The sequence below is a fragment of the Microbacterium sp. C23T genome (assembly GCF_053345975.1).
In genome coordinates this window covers 1-23,451 of sequence record NZ_JBKFBD010000026.1, presented here as the reverse complement: position 1 = coordinate 23,451, position 23,451 = coordinate 1, and the positions used below count along the sequence as shown (strand labels likewise).

The 23,451-nt window shown below is 67.5% G+C and carries 30 protein-coding genes; 20 read left to right on the top strand and 10 right to left on the bottom strand.

The genetic code is table 11. The features are described from left to right. Positions 1-60: 60 nt before the first annotated feature. The 11 genes from ACLBXX_RS14890 (at position 61) to ACLBXX_RS14840 (ending at position 10,513) form a co-directional block, all read left to right on the top strand. Positions 61-723, top strand: a complete 663-nt coding sequence (locus ACLBXX_RS14890) for a YoaK family protein (protein ID WP_447658654.1) — start codon at positions 61-63, stop codon at positions 721-723. 67 nt (positions 724-790) lie between these two features. Continuing rightward, the gene (locus ACLBXX_RS14885) at positions 791-2,179 is read left to right on the top strand and encodes an AAA family ATPase (protein WP_447658653.1); all 1,389 of its coding nucleotides are present in this window, start codon (positions 791-793) and stop codon (positions 2,177-2,179) included. Positions 2,180-2,269: 90 nt separating this feature from the next. Continuing rightward, complete coding sequence (locus tag ACLBXX_RS14880; RefSeq protein WP_447658652.1) at positions 2,270-4,312, top strand: vWA domain-containing protein; 2,043 nt, start codon at positions 2,270-2,272, stop codon at positions 4,310-4,312. 283 nt (positions 4,313-4,595) lie between these two features. Continuing rightward, the gene (locus ACLBXX_RS14875; protein WP_447658651.1) at positions 4,596-5,168 is read left to right on the top strand and encodes an alternate-type signal peptide domain-containing protein; all 573 of its coding nucleotides are present in this window, start codon (positions 4,596-4,598) and stop codon (positions 5,166-5,168) included. Between the two features lie 73 nt (positions 5,169-5,241). Then, on the top strand, positions 5,242-5,832 hold the full coding sequence (locus tag ACLBXX_RS14870) for a hypothetical protein (RefSeq protein ID WP_447658650.1): 591 nt from the start codon (positions 5,242-5,244) through the stop codon (positions 5,830-5,832). Continuing rightward, positions 5,829-6,746: a hypothetical protein gene (locus tag ACLBXX_RS14865; RefSeq protein WP_447658649.1), complete on the top strand. Its 918-nt coding sequence runs from the start codon at positions 5,829-5,831 to the stop codon at positions 6,744-6,746. Before ACLBXX_RS14870 ends, ACLBXX_RS14865 begins: the two co-directional genes overlap by 4 nt. Then, entirely contained in the window at positions 6,743-7,426 is a 684-nt protein-coding gene (locus ACLBXX_RS14860; protein WP_447658648.1) for a signal peptidase I, read from the top strand. Before ACLBXX_RS14865 ends, ACLBXX_RS14860 begins: the two co-directional genes overlap by 4 nt. 391 nt (positions 7,427-7,817) lie before the next feature. Further along, positions 7,818-7,982 (top strand): hypothetical protein, encoded by a 165-nt coding sequence (locus ACLBXX_RS14855; RefSeq protein ID WP_447658647.1) that lies wholly within the window; start codon positions 7,818-7,820, stop codon positions 7,980-7,982. 80 nt (positions 7,983-8,062) lie between these two features. Then, positions 8,063-8,377, top strand: a complete 315-nt coding sequence (locus tag ACLBXX_RS14850) for a TraR/DksA family transcriptional regulator (RefSeq protein WP_447658646.1) — start codon at positions 8,063-8,065, stop codon at positions 8,375-8,377. Positions 8,378-8,739: 362 nt separating this feature from the next. After that, positions 8,740-9,636 (top strand): alpha/beta hydrolase, encoded by an 897-nt coding sequence (locus ACLBXX_RS14845; RefSeq protein ID WP_447658645.1) that lies wholly within the window; start codon positions 8,740-8,742, stop codon positions 9,634-9,636. A 184-nt stretch (positions 9,637-9,820) separates the two neighbouring features. Next, positions 9,821-10,513, top strand: coding sequence for a head GIN domain-containing protein (locus tag ACLBXX_RS14840; RefSeq protein WP_447658644.1), 693 nt, complete (start codon positions 9,821-9,823; stop codon positions 10,511-10,513). 107 nt (positions 10,514-10,620) lie between these two features. On the opposite strand, the gene ACLBXX_RS14835 is transcribed toward ACLBXX_RS14840, so the two are convergent. From ACLBXX_RS14835 to ACLBXX_RS14820, 4 genes are all read right to left on the bottom strand, one after another. Next, entirely contained in the window at positions 10,621-11,067 is a 447-nt protein-coding gene (locus ACLBXX_RS14835; RefSeq protein WP_447658643.1) for a VOC family protein, read from the bottom strand. Positions 11,068-11,160: 93 nt separating this feature from the next. Beyond that, entirely contained in the window at positions 11,161-11,541 is a 381-nt protein-coding gene (locus ACLBXX_RS14830; RefSeq protein WP_447658642.1) for a nitroreductase family deazaflavin-dependent oxidoreductase, read from the bottom strand. Positions 11,542-11,636: 95 nt separating this feature from the next. Then, a complete protein-coding gene (locus ACLBXX_RS14825; protein ID WP_447658641.1) occupies positions 11,637-12,035 on the bottom strand; it encodes an ester cyclase in 399 nt (132 codons plus the stop codon). A 234-nt stretch (positions 12,036-12,269) separates the two neighbouring features. Next, a complete protein-coding gene (locus tag ACLBXX_RS14820) occupies positions 12,270-12,650 on the bottom strand; it encodes a VOC family protein (protein WP_447658640.1) in 381 nt (126 codons plus the stop codon). An 84-nt stretch (positions 12,651-12,734) separates the two neighbouring features. On the opposite strand from ACLBXX_RS14820, the gene ACLBXX_RS14815 reads away from it, so the two are divergent. Beyond that, positions 12,735-13,082 carry a nuclear transport factor 2 family protein gene (locus ACLBXX_RS14815; protein WP_447658639.1) on the top strand — a complete coding sequence of 116 codons (348 nt, stop codon included), beginning with the start codon at positions 12,735-12,737 and terminating at the stop codon, positions 13,080-13,082. Positions 13,083-13,179: 97 nt separating this feature from the next. Here ACLBXX_RS14815 and ACLBXX_RS14810 read toward each other — a convergent pair whose 3' ends face one another. Both ACLBXX_RS14810 and ACLBXX_RS14805 read right to left on the bottom strand, forming a co-directional pair. Further along, entirely contained in the window at positions 13,180-13,539 is a 360-nt protein-coding gene (locus tag ACLBXX_RS14810) for an MmcQ/YjbR family DNA-binding protein (RefSeq protein ID WP_447658638.1), read from the bottom strand. A 153-nt stretch (positions 13,540-13,692) separates the two neighbouring features. Next, positions 13,693-14,133, bottom strand: a complete 441-nt coding sequence (locus ACLBXX_RS14805) for a hypothetical protein (RefSeq protein WP_447658637.1) — start codon at positions 14,131-14,133, stop codon at positions 13,693-13,695. A gap of 160 nt (positions 14,134-14,293) precedes the next feature. Between ACLBXX_RS14805 and ACLBXX_RS14800 the strand changes: the two genes are divergently transcribed. The 7 genes from ACLBXX_RS14800 to ACLBXX_RS14770 all read left to right on the top strand — a co-directional run bounded on the left by ACLBXX_RS14800 (position 14,294) and on the right by ACLBXX_RS14770 (position 19,229). Beyond that, on the top strand, positions 14,294-14,830 hold the full coding sequence (locus ACLBXX_RS14800) for a hypothetical protein (protein ID WP_447658636.1): 537 nt from the start codon (positions 14,294-14,296) through the stop codon (positions 14,828-14,830). 45 nt (positions 14,831-14,875) lie between these two features. Beyond that, complete coding sequence (locus tag ACLBXX_RS14795; protein ID WP_447658635.1) at positions 14,876-15,313, top strand: hypothetical protein; 438 nt, start codon at positions 14,876-14,878, stop codon at positions 15,311-15,313. 133 nt (positions 15,314-15,446) lie between these two features. Continuing rightward, complete coding sequence (locus ACLBXX_RS14790) at positions 15,447-16,253, top strand: hypothetical protein (protein ID WP_447658634.1); 807 nt, start codon at positions 15,447-15,449, stop codon at positions 16,251-16,253. A 266-nt stretch (positions 16,254-16,519) separates the two neighbouring features. Continuing rightward, a complete protein-coding gene (locus ACLBXX_RS14785) occupies positions 16,520-16,840 on the top strand; it encodes an SdpI family protein (RefSeq protein ID WP_447658633.1) in 321 nt (106 codons plus the stop codon). Between the two features lie 399 nt (positions 16,841-17,239). Next, complete coding sequence (locus tag ACLBXX_RS14780; RefSeq protein ID WP_447658632.1) at positions 17,240-17,677, top strand: SRPBCC family protein; 438 nt, start codon at positions 17,240-17,242, stop codon at positions 17,675-17,677. A 368-nt stretch (positions 17,678-18,045) separates the two neighbouring features. Further along, the gene (locus ACLBXX_RS14775; RefSeq protein ID WP_447658631.1) at positions 18,046-18,795 is read left to right on the top strand and encodes a hypothetical protein; all 750 of its coding nucleotides are present in this window, start codon (positions 18,046-18,048) and stop codon (positions 18,793-18,795) included. A gap of 215 nt (positions 18,796-19,010) precedes the next feature. Beyond that, entirely contained in the window at positions 19,011-19,229 is a 219-nt protein-coding gene (locus ACLBXX_RS14770; protein ID WP_447658630.1) for a hypothetical protein, read from the top strand. Between the two features lie 9 nt (positions 19,230-19,238). Here ACLBXX_RS14770 and ACLBXX_RS14765 read toward each other — a convergent pair whose 3' ends face one another. The 4 genes from ACLBXX_RS14765 to ACLBXX_RS14750 form a co-directional block, all read right to left on the bottom strand. After that, positions 19,239-19,880, bottom strand: coding sequence for a hypothetical protein (locus ACLBXX_RS14765; RefSeq protein WP_447658629.1), 642 nt, complete (start codon positions 19,878-19,880; stop codon positions 19,239-19,241). A 280-nt stretch (positions 19,881-20,160) separates the two neighbouring features. Next, positions 20,161-20,490, bottom strand: coding sequence for a hypothetical protein (locus tag ACLBXX_RS14760; RefSeq protein ID WP_447658628.1), 330 nt, complete (start codon positions 20,488-20,490; stop codon positions 20,161-20,163). A 154-nt stretch (positions 20,491-20,644) separates the two neighbouring features. Next, positions 20,645-21,061 (bottom strand): hypothetical protein, encoded by a 417-nt coding sequence (locus tag ACLBXX_RS14755; protein WP_447658627.1) that lies wholly within the window; start codon positions 21,059-21,061, stop codon positions 20,645-20,647. 117 nt (positions 21,062-21,178) lie between these two features. Beyond that, positions 21,179-21,604 (bottom strand): hypothetical protein, encoded by a 426-nt coding sequence (locus ACLBXX_RS14750; RefSeq protein WP_447658626.1) that lies wholly within the window; start codon positions 21,602-21,604, stop codon positions 21,179-21,181. Positions 21,605-22,302: 698 nt separating this feature from the next. Here ACLBXX_RS14750 and ACLBXX_RS14745 point away from each other — a divergent pair. Further along, the gene (locus ACLBXX_RS14745) at positions 22,303-23,070 is read left to right on the top strand and encodes a ferritin-like domain-containing protein (protein WP_447658625.1); all 768 of its coding nucleotides are present in this window, start codon (positions 22,303-22,305) and stop codon (positions 23,068-23,070) included. The last annotated feature ends 381 nt before the right edge of the window (positions 23,071-23,451 follow it).

Here is a 23,451-nt window from a genome sequence, read left to right as displayed (position 1 = left end):
CCGTTCTCGTCCGGCGGCCGTCGGCGTTCCCGGTGGCCGCCGGTCGATACGCTCGCTGTCATGGTGAGAGGCCTGAGCAGGAGGGGGCTCGCGGCCGCTGTGGTCCTCGCGGGCCTCGCCGGATACGTCGACGGCTTCGCGTTCGTCTTCCTCGGCGGCTACTTCGTCTCGTTCATGACCGGCAACACCACTCGCGCGAGCGTCGACCTGTCGCAGCTGTCGCTCGTGAGCGCGGCGTTCGCCCTCACGCTCATCGCCGCGTTCGTGGTGGGTGTGATGGCCGGAACGCTCGTTCCCGGGAATCGCGCCCGCGGGCAGCTCCGGGTGCTGCTCCTGATCCTCGGCCTCGTGTGTGCCGCCGCGGTCCTCGCCGGATTCGAATGGCGGTGGGCGACGGGATGCTGCCTCGCCTTCGCAATGGGAGCGCTCAACACCGTCTTCGCACGAGGTGGCCAGGTCGCGTTCGGAGTCACCTACATGACGGGCGCCCTGGTGAAGGTCGGGCAGGGTCTCGTCGGCGCGATGCGCGGCCAGACCGGCACCGGGTGGCCGCGGCATCTGCTGCTGTGGGCGTCGATCGCCTCCGGCGCCGTCCTCGGCGCCGCGGCGTTCGCCTGGATCGGGCACGGAGCGCTCTGGATCATCGCGGCCGCGCTCGCCATACTTCTGGCCATTCAGTGGATGCTGCGATCGCAACGCTCCCGCGCCCGCTCCGCGCCGTGACACCCGCCCCCTGAGGAATTCCTCCGATCCGGCCCCGACCCCCGCGCACCAGGCGTAGCGTGCGGACATGACGCCTTCACCCGCGATCACCACCGTCGGCGAGCTCCGCGCATCGGGCCACACCTACCGCCCGGTTCGCATCGAGATGCGCGAGAACCTCCTCGAGGCCCTCGCGAACGGCGACGACCCGTGGCCGGGCATCCACGGCTTCGACGCCACCGTCATCCCGCAGCTCGAGCGGGCCATCCTCGCGGGCCATGACATCGTCCTGCTCGGAGAACGCGGTCAGGGCAAGACCCGTCTCCTCCGCAGTCTCAACGGCCTCCTCGACGAGTACAGCCCCGTCATCGAGGGGTCGGAACTCGGTGAGCATCCGTTCCACCCCATCGCCCCGGCATCCATCCGCCGCGCGAACGAACTCAAAGACGAACTCCCGGTGAAATGGCGTCACCGCCGCGAGCGCTACGCCGAGAAGCTCGCCACGCCCGACACGTCGGTAGCCGACCTCATCGGCGACGTCGACCCCATCAAGGTCGCCGAAGGGCGCTCGCTCGGCGATCCCGAGACGATCCACTACGGGCTCGTGCCGCGCAGCAACGGCGGCATCGTCGCGATCAACGAGCTGCCCGACCTCGCCGAGCGCATCCAGGTGTCGCTCTTGAACGTCATGGAGGAGCGCGACATCCAGATCCGCGGATACGTGCTGCGCCTCGACCTCGACGTGCTCGTCGTCGCCACGGCCAACCCCGAGGACTACACCAACCGCGGCCGCATCATCACGCCGCTGCAGGACCGCTTCGGCGCCGAGATCCGCACGCACTACCCCCAGACGATCGACGAGGAGATCGCCGTCATCCGCCAGGAGGCCGACCTCGTCGCGGAGGTGCCGGCGCATCTCCTCGAGATCCTCGCGCGCTTCACGCGGAACCTTCGGGAATCGGATGCTGTGGACCAGCGCTCGGGCGTCTCCGCCAGGTTCGCGATCGCCGGCGCCGAGACGATCGCCGCCGCGGCCCTGCACCGCGCGACGCGCCAGCACGAGGAGGTCGCGGTGGCACGCCCGGTCGACCTCGAGACCGCGGTCGATGTGCTCGGCGGCAAGATCGAGTTCGAGACGGGCGAGGAGGGGCGCGAGCGGGCGATCCTCGAGCACCTTCTGCGGACCGCGGTGGCCGATACGGCGCGGGCGCATCTGCGCGGTGTGGATTCGCGTGCGCTGGCTGACGCCCTGCACACCGGCGCGACGGTGATGACGGGGGAGCAGGTGCCCGCGGCCGAGGTGCTGTCGGCGATGCCGGTGCTCGGCGAGTCGGACCTCTACGACCAGGTGGCCGCGCGGCTGGAGGCGGTGACGCCCGGCGAGCGGGCTGGTGCGCTGGAGCTGCTCCTCGAGTCGCTCTACCTCGAGAAGAAGATCGGCAAAGACAGCGCGGGCGGTGAGACGGTCTATGGCTAGGTACTCGGCGTCATACCCCCGCTCGTTGAGCGAGCGAAGCGAGACGAAACGCCCCGAACGCGGTCGCGACCGAGATCCGAGGCATCCGTAATGCCCCGCTCCTTCCACCGCACCCCCGCGCACACCTCCCGCTACGGCCGCTACGCCGGTGGCGACCCGCTCGCGCCTCCCGTCCCCATCCAGTCGGCGCTCGAGGTGATCGGCCGCGAGGTCATGGAAGGAACGTCCGCCGAGCGCGCGATGCGCGAGTACCTGCGCCGTGGCGACCAGAACCGCCTCGGCCTCGACGAACTCGCCCGGCGCGTCCGCGAGCGCCGCGCCCAGCTCACCCAGCGCCACCGACTCGACGGCACACTCGAAGAGGTCCGGAGACTGCTCGACCACGCCGTCCTCGAAGAGCGCAAGCACCTCGTCCGCGACGTCGATCTCGACGACGACACCAGGGCCTTCTCCGAGATGCGGCTCGAGAACCTCCCCACCAGCACCGCCGCGGCCGTCAACGACCTCGCCGACTACGACTGGCAGAGCCCCACCGCGCGGGCTGACTACGACCGCATCCGCGAGCTGCTCGGCCGGGAGCTCTTGGATCAGCGCTTCGCCGGCATGAAGAACGCACTCGAGAACGCGACGGATGCTGACCGCCAGGCGATCCGCGACATGCTCAACGATCTGAACGACCTGCTCGAGAAGCGCCGGCTCGGCGAAGACACACAGGAGGACTTCGACGAGTTCATGCAGAAGCACGGGGATCAGTTCCCCGAGAATCCGCAGAACCTCGACGAGCTGCTCGACACGCTCGCCGAGCGTTCCGCCGCGGCGCAGCGGATGCTCAACTCCATGACCCCCGAGCAGCGTGACGAGCTGCTGAGTCTCGCCGAGCAGGCGTTCGGCTCGCCGGACCTCATGCAGTCGCTGTCGCGTCTCGACGACAACCTGCGGTCGCTTCGGCCCGGCGAGGACTGGTCGGGTTCGGCATCCTTCTCCGGTGATCAGCCGACGGGTCTCGGCGAGGCGACCGGCATCCTGCAGGACCTCTCCGACCTCGATTCGCTCACCGACCAGCTCGGCCAGATGTATCCGGGCGCGCGTATGGACGACATCGATCTCGACTCGCTCGAGCGGCTCATGGGCGAGGACGCCGCCGTCAGTGCGCGCACGCTGCGGGAACTCGAGCAGGAGCTGAGGGATACCGGGATGCTGCAGCGCGCGTCCGACGGACAGCTCAGGCTGACCCCGCGGGCGATGCGGCAGCTGGGGCGCGCGTTGCTGAGGGACATCGCGACGCGGCAGTCGGGTCGCTCGGGGCGTCGTGAGACCCGCAACGTCGGCGCCGCCGGCGACCGCACCGGCTCGACGCGCGAGTGGGCGTTCGGTGACACCGAGCCGTGGGACATCCCCCGCACCGTGTCGAACGCGGTGCTGCGGACCGTACTCGACGGGGGAGAGGTGTCGGCCGGCGTGCGGCTCGACACGCGGGATGTCGAGGTGGTCGAGACCGAGGAGCGCACGCAGGCCGCGGTCGCCCTGCTTGTGGACACGTCGTTCTCGATGGCGATGGACGGCCGCTGGGTGCCGATGAAGCGCACCGCACTGGCGCTGCACCACCTGATCTCGACGCGGTTCCGCGGCGACAAGCTGCAGCTGATCGCGTTCGCGCGTCACGCCGAGGTGATCGACATCGAGCAGCTCACCGCGAAGGACGCCGTGTGGGACAAGGGCACGAATCTGCAGCACGCGCTGCTGCTCGCGCAGCGGCATTTCCGCAAGAACCCGGCCGCGCAGCCGGTGCTGCTGATCGTGACCGACGGCGAGCCGACGTCGCACCTGCGCCCGGACGGGAGCGTGTTCTTCGCCTACCCGCCGGATTCGCGCACGGTGGCGGTCACGGTGCGCGAGCTCGACAACGTGCAGCGGATGGGCGCGCAGACGACGTTCTTCCGCCTGGGCGAGGATCCTGGGTTGGCCCGGTTCATCGACGCGCTCGCGCGGCGCGCAGGCGGGCATGTGGTGGCGCCAGAGCTCGACGATCTCGGGCGTGCCGTGGTCGACAGCTACCTCGGCGCGCGGCACACGGGGCGCGGGACCCCGGAGGACTTCGGCGACATGCTCCACGGAAGATCGTGGTGGTGGTGAGGAGAGTCGCCGCCCAGCCACCCAGCTAGCACGCAGACCCCCATAGCCCTCTCCGGCGCGGGACTCTTGCGCTGATCTTGCGCTTCTTGCGGAAGCGCTCCTGGGTTCGAAAGATCCTTCGCGCGATCTTGCGGTACTGCTCACGCTTGCTCGGCGGGACGTTGCGGTGCGCGCCGAAGACTGGGGTCGTGCTCGAGGAGCGATCGGAAATCTCACCGACTGCCCACCCGCACCTCTCGCTCCTCACCAGACAAGTGGGCGCCGCCCGCGAAAGGACACTCCCATGAAGAAGATCGTCAAGGCCTCCATCGCCACCACCGCCGGTGTCATCCTGCTGCTCGGCGGCGCGGGCACCTTCGCCACCTGGAACTCGTCGGCCACGGCGCAGGGCGCGTCGATCATGGCGGGCAACCTCGTCGTCGAGGCCTCGCAGGACGCGGGCACCTGGACCGCCAACGGCTCGGCCATCTCCATCGACGACTACCGCGTCGTCCCCGGCGACGTCCTCACCTACACGAAGACCATGAGCGTCGGTGCCGAGGGCGGCAGCCTGAGCGCGACCCTCGCCCTGACCGACTCGTCGATCGCGCCCGCTGACGTGACGAAGCCCGCTGATGTGGCTCTCGCGAGCTACCTCACCGACTCGGCCGTCCTGACCGCCTCCGGCGCCGGCATCACGGGCACCGGCCCCACGTTCACCGTCACCCCGGCCGGCGACGTCGTCAGCCAGGACGTCACCGTCACGGTCACCATCGCGTTCCCGTACGGCGACGTCGCCGGCGGCAACAACGCCGCAATGAACGGTGCGGTCACGCTCGACGAGCTGACCGTCAGCCTCACGCAGAACACCAAGTAAGCCCCGGGGGCCCGTCTCGCCCGAGAGGCGGGTCTCCGGTTCCACGTCCGCCCCACACTGAGAAGGAGCCGCGATGAGCCGCCGCACCCGCCGCCACGCCGCACGGCGCGACGCCCGCCGTGCGGCGGCGCCGCGGCGCCTGCTGCTCGGCGCGCTGGGTGCGGCGGGAGCGATCGTCCTCGGCGTGCTCGCCGGCGGCGGCACATTCGCCCTCTGGACCGTGGCCGCGCCGGCAGCCTCTGCCGTGACGCTGCAGGCGGGGTCCGCGGGTCTCACCTCCACTCCGCTCCAGCTCTCCGCTGCGAACCTCTACCCAGGCCGCACCGTGTACGCCGCAACCACCGTGAGCAACACCGGCACGACGCCGCTCGCTCTCACGATCGACTCGGTCACGAGCACCGCAGCCACCCCGTTCGCCACGGCGGTCGCCGTCACCGTGGGCAAGACTGCCTCGGCCGCGGACTGCACCGCCGGCCGCGTCCCCGCCACCGTCACGGCCACCGTCGGCGCTGCGGGCTCCGACCTGCAGCTCACCCTCGCGCCCGGGGCCTCGCAGCTCTTCTGCGTGGGCGTCGGGCTGCCGCAGAACGCGCCGGCCGCCGCGGCCGGGGCCGCAGCATCCGTCCTCACGATCACCATCTCGGGAACGCAGGTGCGCCGATGACCCGCCGTCGCCTGCTCGGCCCGATCGCCGCGCTCGTCACTCTTGCGGTGCTCGGCAGCGCCGGCGGCGCGACCGCCGCGTGGATCGCGAGCACGTCGGTGGCAGCATCCGTCTCGTCCACGGCCATCGCCACCACGGCGCAGCTGACGAGCGGCCTCGACGCGAACTACCGTTCCGGCACGACCGCGCCGGCCACCGCGGGCCAGCTGACGATCGCCAACACCGGCGGCGCTCCGCTGTCGTACACGCTCGCCACGCAGCTCGCCCCGGGCAGCAGCAGCGCGCTCGCCGCGAAGGTCACGCTCCGCCTGTGGTCGGGCAGCGCGTGCGGCACGACCGCGCCGACCGGCGCCGTGAGCACGACCCTCGCCGACGCCGCTCCTGCCCTGCCGACCGCGGCACGCGCCCTCGCGCCGGGCGCATCCGTGGTGGTGTGCGTGTCGACGCAGATCAACGGGCAGACGGATGCCTCGCTCTCGGGGCAGTCCGTCACCGCGGCGTTCCGGGTGACCGGCGCAGTCGGAACGAACTGGACCACCTCGGCGACCACCGCCGCGTTCACCCAGTCCATCTCGGGACTCGGCCCCGCGGGCGCTCCGACCTGCACGCAGGCGCCGCCGCACGGCGTGCAGCTGAGTTGGACCGCCCCCGGGAACCGCGCCGCCGGTGCCACCCTGCTGTACCGCGTCGTCGACAAGTCCAACACCGTCGTCAAAGAGCTCTCGAGCAGCGCCGCAAGCGTATCCGTGACCCTGGGCGGAACCGATATCCGCGCCGACGGCGTGCACGAGCTGCGCATCGTCGCCATCGAGACGACCGGGTCGACGACCACCTCGTCCGACAGCGCAACCCTCACCGTGCGGCGGACCGCCGTCGGAAACTCCAACGTCAAGTACGAATGCGTGATCCCATGACCGTCTCCACCTCCGCGACGTCCCCCCTTCCGACGCTCCGCGCCGCCGAGTCGTCTCGCCGAGGCCTCCGCGCCGATGCCCGGCGCCGTGACGAGGGGCAGAGCCTGCTGCACTACCTCGCCGTGTCGATCAGCGCGTCCATCCTCGTTCTGCTGCTCGGGGTCGCGGTCGCCGTGGTCGGCCTGCCCGTCGTCGTCGGCGGCAGCGCGATGACGGTGCTCACGCAGTCGATGGAGCCGGGCCTGCCGCCGGGAACGCTCGTGGTCATCCGCCCGACGCCGGTGGACGAGATCCGCGTCGGCGACGTCGTCACCTACCAGATCAGCTCGGGCGAAGCCGCCGTGGTGAGCCACCGCGTGGTGTCGAAGACGTATGCCGACGGCGAGCTGACCTTCATCACGAAGGGCGACAACAACGACACCGTCGATCCCGCGCCCGTGCGTCCTGTGCAGGTCCGCGGCACCCTCTGGTACAGCCTGCCGCTGCTCGGCTGGGTGAACAGCCTGCTGAACGGCGCGAACCGCACCATCGTCCTCGCGGTGGTCGCCGGCGGTCTCTTTCTCTACGCCGCGGTGTCGGTCGGCGGGGCCGTGCGGGATCGACGGAAGAAGACGGATGCTGCTGCCGCCGTTGCAGAGCAGGCCGAGGCGCCGAGCGAGTCGCGGCGGGGGAGCCGCTAGGCGCGCTCTCGCCGCGGAGCGCGGCGACGGCACTTGTGCCAGCCGCGAGCGTCGGTCGTATCGGCCTGTGTTCGCGATGGTGCCGCGGGCTCCTCAGAGCGAGGAGCCCGCGCCGTTCGTCAACCGGACGCGCCCTTGCGTGGCTTGATGAACGATCGTGACTCCTGGCTCGCGCGCTTCTCGGCGCGCTTCTCCTTCGGTGACGACTGGGCGACCTTCTTCGTGTCGCGTGCTCGCGGTGATCGACCTGACATGCGGACTCGCTTCCCCTGGTTGGCTGGCGGGTGAACCCACGACCATAGCCGTCTTCCTGGGAAAGTCAACTCGAGTCCGCTCGCGCAGAAAAATCCGCTGACTTGCCTTTTTCTGGAAGCGGGCTATGGTGATGGCCATGACCCCGATGGCCCACCCTCACCGCATGGAGCGTCCCGCCGACGCCTCCGTGGTGACGGCAGTGGCCGACATCGCGGGCGCCCGTCACGAGGTGCTGCCGCCCCGGCGGAGCGACGCGGATGGTCTGTCCGTGCAGCCCACCCGTCGCGTCGCGCCCCCGTGATGACCGATCCGAACGATCGGTCCAACCGGACAACCCGCGCGCCGCACCTGCGGCGCTTTTTTGTACCCCGAGGAGCATCAATGCCCATCGAAACCACCGAACCCGTCCCGCTCGCCGGCGTTCAGCGCGAGCTCGAGCGGCAACTCGACGAGCGGCTCGCGATCCTCCAGGAGCTCGAGCCGTTCGCTCTGCCGAGCGTCGATCCCGTCGCCTACCAGTCGGCGGCGTCCCACCGGATCGCGATCGAGCAGATCACCGCGGCGCTCAATCGCATCAGCCAGGGCACGTACGGCCGTTGCACCCGGTGCGGAGGTCAGATCGCACGTGCCCGGCTCGAGGTTCTCCCGTACGCCGCCGCCTGCATCGAATGTCAGAGCCATGCCGAAGCCGCGTAGCCGTAAACCCTTCGACATCCCGTCGGTCCCGCCGGTCGCTGTCGCGGGTGCGGCCGACGCGGCGACGTCTCTCCCGGCCCGGGTTCTTGTTCGAGCAGGCGCACTCCTGCGTCCGCGCGCGGATCGTCCCGCTGGGCATCGCCGACTCGTCGATCGTTCCTCCGACACGCCGCGAGCCCAGGCGGTTGCTCCGGGCGCTGCGCACGACGGTCCCGCGAGCACCTTCCACGGCGCCACTGCGCGTTTCCTCGCTCTCGGCTGAGCCCCTCCGGCCGCTGCGAGCGATCAGCTGCGGTTCGGAAAGCGGTGGCGGGGATGACGGATGCCTCGTCCCCGCCGGCTTCCGTCACTAACCTGGCCGCGTGAGCGCCTACGACGGCAGCGGCATCGAGCAGGTGCGTGCGCTCCTCGGCTCGAAGCCGCGGCCGGTGGGGTGGGCGGAACGCCGAGCGCGCATCGTCGAGGTCGGATCTGCCTGGCCCGTGGCCGGCGACATCGCCTTCGAGCCCGCGGATGCCGGAGGCGTTGCCGCCGAATGGTCGCGAGCTCCCGGAGCCGACACCACGCGCGTTCTGCTCTTCCTCCATGGCGGCGGGTACTGCTCCGGGTCGATCGCAAGCCACCGCACGATGGCGGCCGCGGCGGGCCGCGCGGCGGGTATCCGAACCCTCGCGCTGGAGTACCGCCTCGCGCCGGAGCATCCGTTCCCCGCTTCGCTCGAGGACGCGCTCGCGGCGTGGGACTGGCTCAACGCCACGGGGATCGCGCCGGATCGGATCGTCGTGGGCGGCGACAGCGCCGGCGGGGGACTGAGCCTCGCGCTGTGGCAGGAGCTGCGCCGTGCCGGACGCGAAGGGCCGGCGTGCCTGTGGCTGGTGTCGCCGTGGACCGACCTGACGATGTCCGGCGCGTCCGTGGACGAGAACGCCGCCATCGATCCGCTGCTCCACCGGTCGTACCTGGAAGAGCTCGCCGCCGCGTACGTGCCGCCCGGCGTGGCGCGCGATGACCCGCGGGTCTCGCCGCTCTTCGCTGACCTGACCGGCCTGCCGCCGACGCTCGTCCAGGTCGGAGCCGACGAGACGCTCCTCGACGACTCCCTGCGCCTGGTGCGAGCCGCCGCTCGCGCCGAGGCGGATGTGCGCCTGCACGTACTGCCGCACATGATCCACGCCTTCCCGCTGTGGAACGCCGTACTCCCCGCGGCGCGCGCCGCGCTCGCCGAGTTCGGCGACTTCGCCCGCCAGCACCTCGGCTGAGTTCCGGAGGGGTGGCACGAGCGTGCCTGGCGTTCCATCATGGTGACGTGGGCGCGGCTGGGAGCGCTCAGACTCTCCGCGGCTTCGCCCTGCATCCGGCGAGGGCTGTCGAAGGTCGCCCGGAGACCTGTCGGCACACCTTCGATGGCGGAGGGAGTCATTGATGAACGGAAAAGGATGCCGCGTGCCCGGCGTCATTGTGATCGCGGCGTCGGTCTTCGCGCTGTCGGGGTGCTCGTTGATGATCCCCGTCGGACCGATGGCCTCGGAAGAGCGGGACATCGGCGACGTGTCGCACGTGGTGCTCGAGACCTCCGGCGATCTCGTCGTGTCGGAGGGGGAGCCGGCACTCACGGTTCGTGCGCCGGAGGGGATGATGGACCGTCTCACGTCCGACGTGAGCGACGACACGCTCGTACTGGACACCACTCCGGGCTTCACGATGGGGATGGGTGACGTGCGGTACGACCTCACCCTGCCACAGCTGGAGCGGCTCGAACTGAACGGCTCGGGTGATGTCGAGGCGACGGTCTCGGCGGACGGCACCGTTCAGCTCGACATTGAGGGCTCGGGCGACGTCGACTGGTCGGGCCTGGCGGCCGATCGTGTCGAGGTGCAGATCTCGGGGTCGGGCGATGTCACCCTGGCCGGCTCGGCCGCCGAGCTGTCCATCGACCTGGAGGGCAGCGGCAACGTCGACGCCGAACAGCTCGACGCGGAGGATGCCGTTGTGAAACTGTCCGGGTCGGGTGAGGTGGATGTCGCGGCGAGCGTCAGCCTGTCGGTCGACCTTTCGGGCAGCGGTCGAGTCACGTACTCCGGCGACCCGAGCACCGACGTGCGCGTGTCGGGCTCGGGGGACGTCGTACGCGGCTGACAAACCTTTCGCCGGCCGCGTGATTATGCGGAATCTTGACGGGGCTCCAGCGAGAGGGCAACGCGGTTGGAGGTCGACACGATCGACTGGTTGCTGACTGCCCCCACTCAATCGAGATCGTCAGCATCCGTCCACTCCTGCGGCTCGCCGGGCTTGTAGGTCCCGAAGGTCCACTCGTAGCCCTCGAGGTCGCGGACACGGCAGCGGTAGTTGCCCCATTCCGTGTCCGTGGGCTCGAAGACCACCACCGCGCCGGCGTCGACTGCCGATCGGAATGTCTCGTCGACGTCGACCGGCGAGCCGAGAGCGAACACCAGCCCGAAACCGACCGACTCACCGCGGGCGTGCGGCCGGTCGTATCCAGCGCGGTCGGTGAAGACCGTGAAGACGGCGTTGCCGCGTCGCATCTCAGCGTGCTGGATGCCTCCGTCGTCATCTGGCCATTCGGCGGTGGTCTCCAGCCCGAAGGCACGCTCGAGCCAGCGGAGTGCGGCAGGTGCGTCACGATACGGAATCTGGGCGTAGAGGAAGGAGGCGTCCGAGGGTGCGTTCATGCGGCAACGCTAGCTCCCGACGCTGACACACGCTGTCCGCGATCGAGAGTCGGCAGATCCTCGACCATCCGGCAGCCGGTCGGTGGTATGCCGTCAGGCGGCGGGCGCGGTAGCCGCAGTCAGCACGATGAGCGGACTATGCGCGATCATCTCGTCGACATCGTCTCGGTGCCATCGGCGGGCGGCAGCCTCGATGAGCGGCCGCGCTTCGTGGGGATCGGTGATTACCCGCGCCGTGGCAGGGACCTCGGCCTCGATGCCCTTCTTCAGATGCACAATGACGTTGGGGTCTGCAGTGATGTTGTGTATCCAGTCCCTTGTGCGGTCTCGACGCGGCATCCCGGTGATGAACAGCACGCCGTCCTCATCGTGCAAGAAGATCTCGATGCGGCGCGGCAGTCCGCTACGGCGACCGGTCGTCGTCAAGTCGATGAGCTGACTTCGGTGCAGGGCCTCGCTGACCTCGTTGTTCACACTTGTGGAAGCAATCTCGCTGCTGCAGACATTCCCAGCGATCGATGAGGCTCTCCGCGCGCACCGCTAGTTGTGGCACGCGGGCCGGTTCGCGGTCAACCGTTGAGGGGGATGGCGCCTAGCTGTCGGTAAAGTCCGAGGCGGTCGTATTCGACCCAGTCCTCCTTGAGCTTGTCGTCGGCGAAGCGGCCGATGATGATGGCGGTCCACTCCACCGTCTTGCCGGTCGCGGCGATTCCTGCCCAGTTGCCACGCTGGGTGCCGCGCCAGTGGCCTCGCCACACGCCGCGGTCGCCGGCGACGAACAGGTCGTCGAGCGTGTACGTGACATCCGGAAACGCGGTGAAGAAAGCGGCCATCGCGTCGCGCCACGCGGGTAGTCCGTGCAGGCTCTCCTGGCCCATCCAATGAGAGGAAAGGTCTTCTACCCAGTACGTTCCCAGATCATCCAATTCATGCCGATTGAAGACGGCCTCGATGTAGTCCTGGATCAACGACTCGTGCGGTGATACTGACACGGCAATGGCTCCATCCGAATGGTGTGATGACGAGCATGACTCGTTTCTCACAGGCTGGCCCTAGTCGGACGACCGCGTCAACGAGACAGATGTGCTCCGGATCGGCGCCTGCGGCATCTGCCGGTAAGTCGGCCAAGTGCCCCGAGGCCGGACGGCGGTGGGTCAGCGGGCGCAGTACGGTCCGCCAGCGAAGAGGCGTGATCGTCGCTCTTACGAGGCCGACCACACACCGAGTTCGTTGCCGCTCGGGTCGAGGAAGTGGAAGCGGCGGCCACCGGGGAATTCATAGGGACCGTTCACGACGGTTCCACCGGCCCGGGTGACGCGCTGCACGGCGTCGTCGATGTCATCGGCGTAGAGGAGAACGAAGGGGCCGCCTCGGGTGACGGTCTCAGCAAGGAGCAGCCCGCCGGCTTCCTCGCCGTCGCTTCCCAGTTCAGCCGCGGTGCGAATGCCCGAGTACTGGTCGCCGTAGGTCGTGAACGACCAGCCGAAGGCGGCGGCGTAGAAGTCACGAGCGGCCTGCATGTCGGTGACTGAGATCTCGACGTAGTCGATCGTGAGCGGAATCGAGTGCGTGTGCCCGGTCATGTGCTCATCATCCGGCACACCGCCGACACCCGATCGCTGTGGAGCTGCGCGGAGGTGAGTCGCGCCCCGTGCAATTCTGGGCTGGTGGATCTTCAGAGTGTTCGTGCCGCCGAAGAGCAACTGCTGTCTTCAGGTGTTCGGCGTGACCCACGGCGCGTGGTGGAGCTTCTGCACCCGGACTTTGTGGAGATCGGTCGCTCAGGGCGAGAGTGGTCGCGCGATGAGATCGTGGCGGCGCTGTCCGGCGAACGTCAACGCGTTGCTGCCGACACCGACGAGTGGCGACTCTTGGAGCTGGGCCCTGACCTTGTGTTGGTCACCTACCTCATCCGTGGCGTTGACGGTGACAGCCGGCATTCGTCGATCTGGTCGTCGGAGGGCGGGCGTCTGCAGATGCTCTTCCACCAGGGGACCTTTGTGGCCGCCCCGTAGGCGGTCCTGGACCGCGCAGGTCTGCCTACCGAATCAGGGGGCATCAGCCTGCCGCTGACCCGAACCTAACGAGTTCGCACGAGTTCCACTCCGTGCCTCAGCCCGGGCCGTTTGGATGGATCAGGTCGTACGCGTGAGACACCTTCTCGGGGACGACCATGCGCCAGGCGTCCACGACGAGCTCGCGAGCCTCGGTCGGGTCGAGCGAGGCCAAATCCGCCTCGACCCAATTGAAGCGCATGTCTGACTCCGATGGCATCTGGAACTTGCGGGGGTTACCGCCGACAAGCGCCGCCCGCTCCTCCTTCGGGAACGCGAAACCCATCACCGTCTCATCGAGGGAGAAGGCCACGTAGACGAGCTGCCCCACGCGAAACTTCAGTCGCCCCCGCACGTACACATGGTACGAGCGCTCCAATTCACCGCCCAGCGCCCGAACATCCTCGACCGCAGCCATCTCAGAACCCGTCCGCTCCTCACAAGACAACATGCGGTTCGCACGTTGTCGAGGACCACATCTTGCTGTCGATGTTCGTCACGCGCAACGTGACACGACGAGATGCGAGATCGGCCGTCGCGTCCTTCGCGTCGGCGACCGATGGTCGGTGGCCTACCGCCCTCGAAACATCTTGACGAGACCGACGCCTGAAACGGCCAGACCAACGAGACAGATCGAGACAGAGACCGCGGAGGTGACGGCCGAGAAGGGCCGCAGGTCATCGACGCTCGCGATCGTTGCTTGCGTGATGTCGACCAGGAACTGCGTCAGACCAATCGTGCCGAACAAGCCAACAGCCATGATCGCGGTTCCGGTGAAGAGCCACGGTATCGCCTGCGTCGTCCCCGGCTGCGCCGCTCGCTGCAAATACCGATGGGTCATCTGCTCGCGAACCGCGACGAGCGCGTCTCGATGCTGACCTGGCTCAGTCCTCTCGATGACAGCGGACAGCTGCTCGATCTTCGTCAGACTCCCGTTGCCAGCGAAGAACACCACAACCGTGACTGCCGCCCCGATGCCGGTCGCCGCGACGACCGCCAGTGCCTGTAGCAACCCTTGTCCTCCCGTCTGCTGCTGCGAGCGTATCGACGTTCCGATCCCCCACACGCGCCCCGGAATCCCACCAACCCCGCAGGCTGCCGGTCGTGGCGCCAGGGAAGGCGCTCGCTGAGCGGTCCTCCAGCGGACGCCGGCGACTACTAAAGTGCGAGGCATGGATGACGCGATGCAGCGCCCGGGCGACGCGGCATCCCCCGGGCGTACAGACGTGACGGCTTTCACATTCCATGACGTCACGCTCCACACGCTGACGGTCTGGGCGACGTTCATGGTTCTCTCCCTTGCATACGGCTGCATCAGATACCCGGACACGTTCCGTGACACCGGGGGACTACCCCTCCTCGGTGCCACGGTCGTCGCCTACGCCGTCATCGCCTTGGCCCTCACCTGGCTTGGCGCGCCGTTCGCGTGGCTGCTCGGGTGGGCGCTGCGCAGCGTTCACCGTCGCTGGGTTCACGTGGTCGCGTTCGGCATCCTCGGGTTCGTTGCGGGCGCCGTGGTCGCGTTGGCTGCAAGGGCGGCAGCGGTTGGAGCGCCGATCGCGCCGCCGATTCTGCTTCTCGCGCTGATCTTCGCCGCGGTCTGCGGCGGGTGCACCGCGTTCGCGCGCTGGGTGGCCTTCCGTCTCCGCAGCCGGCGCGAGGCCGTGTCCGAACGGACGGGCGTGAGCGTAAGCGGAGTCGCAGGCTGATAACGATCTCCTCGCGCGAGACCCGATCGACCCGAGACTGGCTCCATGCGACGACTCGCTTCTTCGATCGCGGCAGCCGCAGTGATCCTCGCGCTCACCGGCTGTACATCGTTTCCCATCCCGTTCGCGTGCCCCGCGATCGGCTACAGCAGCACCGCATCGATCAAGCTGTCCTCACCCACAGCCGGGCTGAGCCTTGAGCTCTGCAGCGGGGAGGGTTGCACACCGGGGCCTGTCGAGAAACCGGTCGAGGTCGGAGCCACGGCGACACCTATCGCAACCGGGATATTCGGACTCGAGGGCGATAGCGTCGCTGGGTGGACGGCAACGCTGCTCGACTCTCCCGCACTGATGGGATACCGCGTCTCTGATGCTGCCGGGGCGATCGTCCAGGAGGGCATCCTTGACGTCGACTGGGTACGCATCGACGGCACCGAACAGTGCGGTGTCAATCAGCACGCCGGCGTCGTCATAGAGTTGTAGCTCCCGTAGCGCGAGTTCGGCGGACGTCGCGCGTAGCGCGGTCGCCATGCGCGCCATCCATGCGTTTCTAACCGCCCGCGGTTGCTTGCTGAGCTGCGTGCAGTGCGCGCGGTTGAACTGGCAAGGTTAGGGCATGCCGCGCGTCGACGAGCCCGCCTTAGACTTCCCCGCGCACCTCGACGAATCGGCGCGTCAGCTGCTCGAGGAGCTGGCGCGCCAGAACGCGCGGGACCACGGCGAGGGTTTCGTTGGTCTGATCCTCTCTGGTTCGGCGGGCCGCGACTTCGCAACGCATCATTCGGACCTTGACGTGTTTGTCGTGCTGACTGACACCGCCGCAGCCGACCGAACGGTCACCCACTCGTCGGCGGTCGATGAGATTCCGACGTCGTTGACCGCGCTCGAGACTGCCGCACCGTACGGAACCAATGACTGGTGGAACCGCTGGGCATTCGCGTGGGCGCCCGTCCTGTTCGACCGTGCAGGGGGACGAGTGGTGGCCGCAGCACTGCGGCAAGCAACGCTCACCCCGGACGAGCAGCAGGCCGTACTGCTGCGCCATGATCGCCTCGACGGGTGGATCAATTTCGCGTATCGCGCCCTGAAGTCGGACCGCGACGGCCGCACCACCGAACGCCGACTCGACGCCGTTGAGTCGGTGGCGTGGCTCTTGGACGTCATCTTCTCCCTTGCTGCCCGAGTTCGCCCGTACAACAAGTACCTGCTTTGGGAACTGGGCACGCATCCGCTGCCCGACTGGCCCGGCCAGTCGCTGCCGTCGCTGCTAGACCGAACCATCGACGGAGATCCAGCGGCGATCCGAGAAACGTTCCACCGCGTGGAGATCGCTTGCCATGCATACGATGCGCGCCAGGGCGACGACCAGCTGACGCGCATGATCGACAACTGGGGAAGCGAACTCGCACTGCTCCGAGAGTGAAGGCGCAGACGACGACACCCACGACACCGGAAACTCATCCATGAGCCACGCGACTCACAAGCCGGTCCCTCACTGACGCAGTCCTCTGGCGGGCGGGTCTGTGAATGCGTTGGGTGCGCGATCCGCTGCGATTTCTGGACGGTGGTGGGATGCTTACAGCGCGGCCGATCCTCGGCAGTCGAACGCGTTGGGGTGGTGGCCGACGTGCGGCGCAGCTCGGAGATGTGCCGACGCAGTGACTTGCGACTCAGAGAAGGGGGTGTGGCGTGGTCCTTGCTGTGTTGGCGTGGGTGTTCACGGCGCTGCTGGGTGTGTTGGTCATCTCGTGCCTGGCTGCGAGCGTCGGCCGGTTGCGGCGCAACCGCTACTTCGGAGTCAAGCTGCCGGCGCTGGAAAAGAGCGATGATGCGTGGCGTGAGGGTCATCGGGCGGCAGTGATGCCCGCGACAGTGTCGTTCGCGGTGGCGGCGGTCGCGGCAATTGTCGGCGTGTTCGTTCCGCTCGCGTATGTGGTGACGATCATGGTGGCCGTGTTCGGTGTGATCTGGGTGTTCGTGCGGTCCACCCGCGCCGCTACCCGGCCCTGAGCATCGATCAGCTGCGGGAAGAACTGAATGAACAGTCCCAGCTCGCCAACAAGGTCCCGGAGAGCGTGCGGATGGCTGTCCCCGTCTGTCTCGCATACGGACTACCCGCCGCGGATGCTCGGTCCGTCGAAAGTAGGGGCCGGCGGCACGTCACCGACGACCATGAAAAGACCGCACGACGGGCGCCGGTATGCGCCGGGCTCGTCGCGCATCAGCACGCCGCAAGAGGGTCAACGCGGCTGCTCCATGAGGTCCACGCCGCGAGTTTAGGACGACCCCACCCAGCGGAGGCCCGATGAAGCATCGCTAAAACGGACGGGTGGATGGACTTCGAGCCTGAGTCCCGTCAGGCACGCGTTCGGCATGCCGTGTGCGATCCGCGGCGATAGCATTCGTCGCATGGCCGAGGAGCCCGCAACGTCGATCACGGTCGATCACCACTTCAATGCACCGCAGACGAAGGTATGGGCCGCGTGGACGGACCCCACGATCGTGCGTGTCTGGTGGGGATCCGACCCCGATGGTGTCGTGACATCGGCAGCTCTCGACGTGCGACCAGGCGGCCGTTTCGTCATCTCATTCCAAGATTCCAGTGGTGACTTTCACACCAGCACCGGCGAGTACCTCCGCGTCGAGGAGCCGACTGAGCTGGAGTTCACGTGGTCGTGGCTCAGCGAAACCAACACTGCATCTCGAGTGAACGTCGTCTTCGCGGGGGATGACACCGGAACACGCATGCGTTTCGTGCACCAGGACCTCCGCGGTGCGTCGGAACACGACTATGCCGAAGGGTGGCGACGCACCTTCGCGAAACTGGACCGCGTCCTCGCCGGCTAGCTTCCCGCGTCGCGCCGCGTCCCGCCGGCGCGGATGTCGGTCGTCCTGCGGTCATCATCGCTCCGTCGGTGAGGTCAATTGCGAGGGCAAGGTCTACAGTCCACGCTTTCCCTAGATCGAACTCGTCGCGACACCGTCCAGGGTCATGTCGGGGATGAGTCGGTTGAGCTCGGTGTGCATTTGCGTCGTGGTGGGGTTACGAGCTCGGCGGCCGCGCCTCTGTTGCGCATAGCCGGTTGATGCCAGAATGCAGCAGTCTGCTCACTGGGGAGGTAGATATGAACACGCGCGTCGTGTCCGCACTTATTGTTTGTGTCCTCGCTGTCGCACTCGGGGGTTGTACGGGTGCGGGGGACGATGATGAGCCAGTGCCCGAAGAGCCAGCGCCTGAGGCGGGCTGTACAGCCTCATACCCAGACCGGCTGGACCTCGTGACCGACATTCCCGATGAAGAGCAGTACCACGACGACACGATCGTCTGTGGCAACTCCGACCTCTCCGCCGCCACCCTAGAGAACAAGTCAGGTGTCGTCTTCGCGTTCTATTCGGACGACGCCGAGGCCACCGCGGACTTGGACTCGTCGGAGCTTGCGGGTGGGATCTTCCGAGAAGAGGTGGCGGCTCAGCAGCTAGACGTCGGGACTTTCGCGGTACCCGGAGATGTAATGGTGCTAGCGAGTCCCGGCCTCCAGGGCGTCGCGAGCATAGAGTGGCATGTCGATCCAATCTTGACGTCCGCATGGCTCGTGCAGGAGACCATCGTCGGACGTCTCCAGAATCTGACGCAGGTGGCCGCCGTGGACATGTTCGCGTCCGGAAGCAAGGCGCGCAAGGCCGTGGCCACCTGCGCGTTCGCTGGCGGCTACACCGCGAAGGCCGTTCAGGACCTCACGGAAGGGTCCGACCAGTTCTTTGGCACGTTCGCAGTGGCAGCCGCAGCGTCGCCCTGCATCGCAGCGTGGGGCGCTGCGGAGCGAGAACTCGGCACGACCCGGTGGCCGACGCTCTCAAGCAGTCTGCAGACGGCCGGCTTCGCCGCCGAGGAGGTTACTTGGCTCTCAGGGAAGGTGGCCTGGGTCTCAAAGTGGATATCTGTCTTCAAAGGTGTCGTGCACTAGCCGAGTTCACCGACTCTTAGAAGCTGGCAGCCGTGCCAAGAGCGATGCCCGGTGAGAACAAGGGTCCCTGGGTGCGGAGGGTGGCGTCGGGTCAGTTCCCAGCGCGCCACGCGCGAGCGATCAGGCAAAGACGCCATGCCGACGGGTCCCGCGACCACGATGTGCGCGAGACCATCGGTGAGCGTCCGCGACTCCACGCACACGATACTGGTCACATGTTCCCGACGGACTGGACTCCGCGATCACTCTTAGTCGCGGGCTCCGTGTTTATCGCTTTCGCGGTGACGTTCATCGCGCTCGGCTCGATCGCGGGCGATCCTTTCGCTTTGTTCGTCGGTATCACGTCAGTCGTGCCGGCGGCGGCAATGCTGGTCGACGGGACTCGCCGCGGCAGTAAGAATGCCAGGAGGGCGGAACCGCGCGAGCGCACGTAGCCCGGTCGGTCAGCGAGCGGGGATCTCCTCGAGACGGTGGACGGCGAAGCTATTGAGGTCGACCGGGAAGCGCTCGTCGCCCCGCATTTTCTCGGTCACCACCGTGACCCACATCTTCACATGGGTCCCGGTTGCGAACGCGGACAGGTCCGGAGGATCGGGATCGCTGACATCTCCCGCCGCGGGGAGCAGGCACTTCCACTCGAAGTACTCGTCCGGGTCGATGTACTGGACATTGTGAACGAAGGCGACCGATGGACAAGACCCACTCGCACCCTGGATCGTGCCGTATGCGATGAAATGCTCGCCTTCGTAGGTGTCGTCGTACACAGTGAGGTCGACATATCGATCCCAGCCGACCTCCTCGAACGCTGAAAGATCGACCGGTGCTTCTCGGTCGTATCGGGGATTGAACAGGCCCCCCGGAACCCCCATCGCGATCAGCCCCGCGATCAGTATCAGCCCACCGCCGATCGTCAAGGCGACCTTCGTTCGACGTCGCCGTCGGGCCGGCTCAACGCCGGAGGTCTCGGGCGCTGATTCGCCTTCGATGTTGAGGCCGGGGGGACGATAGCCGTCGGCGGACCAGGCGGGCACCCCAGCATCCGTGCCGGGAGCGTCGCCACCCTGCCCCAGCGGGGGGAACGTCATGCCGAAAGTATGGATGCTCGTGCCCTCGCGACACCATACGACCTCCCGATGAATACTCCGCGAGATCGCGCACTGGTGATCCCGGGCGGGATAGCCCTCCTGGGGTAGGCGTCTCGATTCGTAACGCGCCGCGAGATGGCCGGTCGCTGAGCGCGCTAATCCTGGGCCGACTGTCGGGACTCGGCGCCTCGTCCGCGTCGACCGGTAGCGGTTCCATGCCCCTGCGGCGGGCGGCCAGTAGTGGCGAATGCAGGGCCGCCGCTCCATCCATCGCGGACGGTTACCTCGATACCTCGATGGTGAACTCGACATCCTGAATGCCGCCATCCGAGTTTGAAAGCACCACTGCGGTCTCGCCCTCCGCTACGCCGTACGCCTTCGGCCACCACGTACCGTCGTCGGTTTCGTCGCCTGCGACGAACTGGGCGACACCGGTGTCCGCGACAACGCCGTGAATCGAGTCGGCGGCTAGCGATCCGGGGTCGATCTGCAGCACCTGGTGCGTGAGCAGTTGGACCGTCGCTCCCTGCAGTTCGCCGATCTTCATCACTACTGGCGGCGTGCGCGAACCGTCTGGCGAGCATCCCGCGAGGCCGATTGCGACGGCCATCGCGAATACTGCCACAATGCTGCGCCGTCTCATGCCCACAGAGTCGCATAGCGGCGCGCTCGGGTCTACGCACGCAGCCATCAACGATCTATCCGCCGCTGGCGTCGCAGCCAGTGCGATTGCCGGGCGCCATCGGCTGGCTCGCCGACCGATGCTAGCCCTCGACCAGCGCTGCGAGCGAAGCCAGGTCGCGCTCCAGGCTGTGCTGAACCTCGTCAGACATTCCCCCTGCCAGATGCGCTTCGCCGGGCCCATCGAGCCATGCAGACAGTGTGACCTCGGTACCGTCGAGCCCTGCAACGGCCTCGTGGTGCACGGTCAACTCCGCCCCATCGAGTTCGGTGGTGTCGGCATAGACAAAGCCCGGCCCCACCGTCGTGATGCGGAACGGCGACTCTTGACCCCCGACCGCTTTCAGGACTCCGCGGGCGCCCACGCCGAAGGGCTCTGACAGCCTGAAGTACTCCATACTCGGCGCCCACTCGGGGTGCGTTTCGATAGCGCACCAGCGCTCGAAGAACAACGAAGCCGAGGCGCTAGACGTGCGGCGGGTTCGGGCGATCTCGATCACGAGTCGACGCTAGCGCCAACCTCCGACAGTGAAGCGCCGAGCTCTTTGGCCGCTCTCATCCGGTCGTTGGTGTCGGTTGCGGGTCCGCGAGCGGGCCGCGTTGATCTCAACGTCTCGTCAAGGAGTGAGCGACACGATGGCGATGCTCGGGCCACCGCATTGTTCGGTTCCTCCCACGCGCTCCCAATCGGGGCTGACGCGAGTCTCCCAAAGTACGGAGCCATCGGCCGCGAGCGTCTGAACTGTGATCTCCTCGAGCGCGAGCATGTCAGTCGAAAAGACCCACGCGTCGCCGTCTCGATCGACGAGAGCGATCAGGCTGAGCGGATTGCTGGAGTCGAGATTGGGTCCAGGAGCACACCCATCCTTAGTGCATAGCTGCATTGTGGCGACGGAGGAGGTGTCGCCGGCCAGCTCCACGGTGAGCGAGTTCGTCCAGCCGATGGCCGGGCACGCGAAAGGCGCTGGCACGCATCCGGTCAGCGTGAGCAGGGTTGCGCACCCCAGAATTGTCAGCGCCCTCACCGACCCGTCGGTCATCATCCGCTTCCCTAGGCCTCGTGTCCCAAGGAGCATATGCGGTCGGTCAGACGAGGCTGATTCCGCGCGAATGCCAGTCGTTAAGTGCCCCATGTCTTGATTGTGGGTCGTGGCTTCCGAATGGGAGAGTCTGACGGAGACGATGGGCCATTCTGACGTGACACGTGACGCTCGCACCGAAACGATCAGCCGACGTGCTCTGGTCGCCCTGATCCTCGGCGCCAGCGTCTGCCTCGTCTTGTCTGCTGCGATGCCCGCTATCGCAGCCTGGCTCTGGCTGCTCGGGCTCGCGCTCCTGATCGGGGCCACCGCGCTCGCGATCATCGGGTGGCGTCGCCGGCGTGGGACCGAATAGCGGTCCTCCTGCGCGCGTTGGAGCTTCGTCGATAAGCGCGAGGCCAAGGAAGATCACAATGCAAAGCGCGCCCCATGCAAGCCGCGCCAGACTCCTCATCCACTCTCCTCCGCTAACCGCTCACACGTTAACACCCGGTCGTCGCTCACTCCGGCGGGTCCTCAGCCCGGCTTCTTAGCCGCGCCTTCGCCGGTCCCCTCGCGCGCCCCCATCCGTCCTTGCTCGTGTTTGGTTAGAGTCACTCCCTCAGCTTCTGGCACATTGAGCACATGAACGCTTACCGGCAACCACTGCCAGCGTGCAGCGGCCCGCATTCCACCGGACCCGGGCGTGGAGGCGATCAGCGATGAACGGGAAAACTCCGGTGGTGCCCGTCGGTGCAAATGCGTCCACTGAGCATCCATTCGACCGTTGGGTGACTTATTTCACCAGCAACCGTGCCCGCCACGAGGCGATCGAAGCCAGCGTGAACTGGGACTCGCCCGCAGATCTCCCCGATGACGTCCGGACTGCGATCGTTCACTCGTTCCAGAGGTTCGAGCTCGGCGAAGGCGGCGACGGACAGCACCTGCTGCGCAAAGCCTCGGGATGCGGCGCGGCGCAACGGGAGGCGCTCCGCATGCTCGTCGTGGAGGAACAACTGCACTCTGAGCTGTTCAAACGTGGTCTGCAGCACCTCGGCGCGTCGCCACTGCCGGCTCACTGGTCGGACCGAGCATTCACGCACTTGCGGCGGCTACTCGGTCTTCGCATTGAGCTGGCCCTGTTCTTGGCAGCGGAGGCCGTTGCCATGCCGTACTTCGTAATGCTCGCGCGCTCGGGCCCGGACGAAGTTGTCCGGGCGATTGGGACGAGGATTGCACTCGACGAGGAGCACCACCTGGCATTCCAGATCGATCAACTCAGGGTCGGATTCGCTTCAACGCCCACCGCGGCGCGCGTATTGGTGTTCGTAGCGTGGTGGAGCGTCGCGGTAGGAGCCGCGACGGTGGTGGCACTCGACCATCGGGCGGCGCTGCGCGCCTGCGGCCTCACCTCTGGCTCGTACTGGGGCTTTGCGTTGCGATCGTTCCGACGTGCCGCGGCAGCCGCGCTCACATCGCTAAGCCCCTGATCGTTTGTCATTCGGGCGACGACGTCCCCTGCGCAACGCGGTCCGCGAGCGCGAAGGTCTGCCAAGCACGTCCCGAGTAGGCTGACCGAGTGAGTGCCCCCGCAGAGGTGAAGTCTGATCGCGGCTCGCGTGGCACGCGGACAGCCTTCTGGATTCTGGCGTCGCTTGGCGTTTTCGCGTCGGCTGTCGCGTGGGTCTGGTACGGGTTCGCTCAGTTCGAAGCGCAGACGGAACAGCCCAAGGCGCTATCCGCCTGTCGACGACGGTTGAAGAACCGGCCAAAACGACGGGCGAAAACTAGGCCACCTGGTTGTCGTTTGCTCAGTCTGCCGGATCCTGCGTCTTGATGCTTGGGAGGCTGTCGATCCCTCGTCCGCGGAG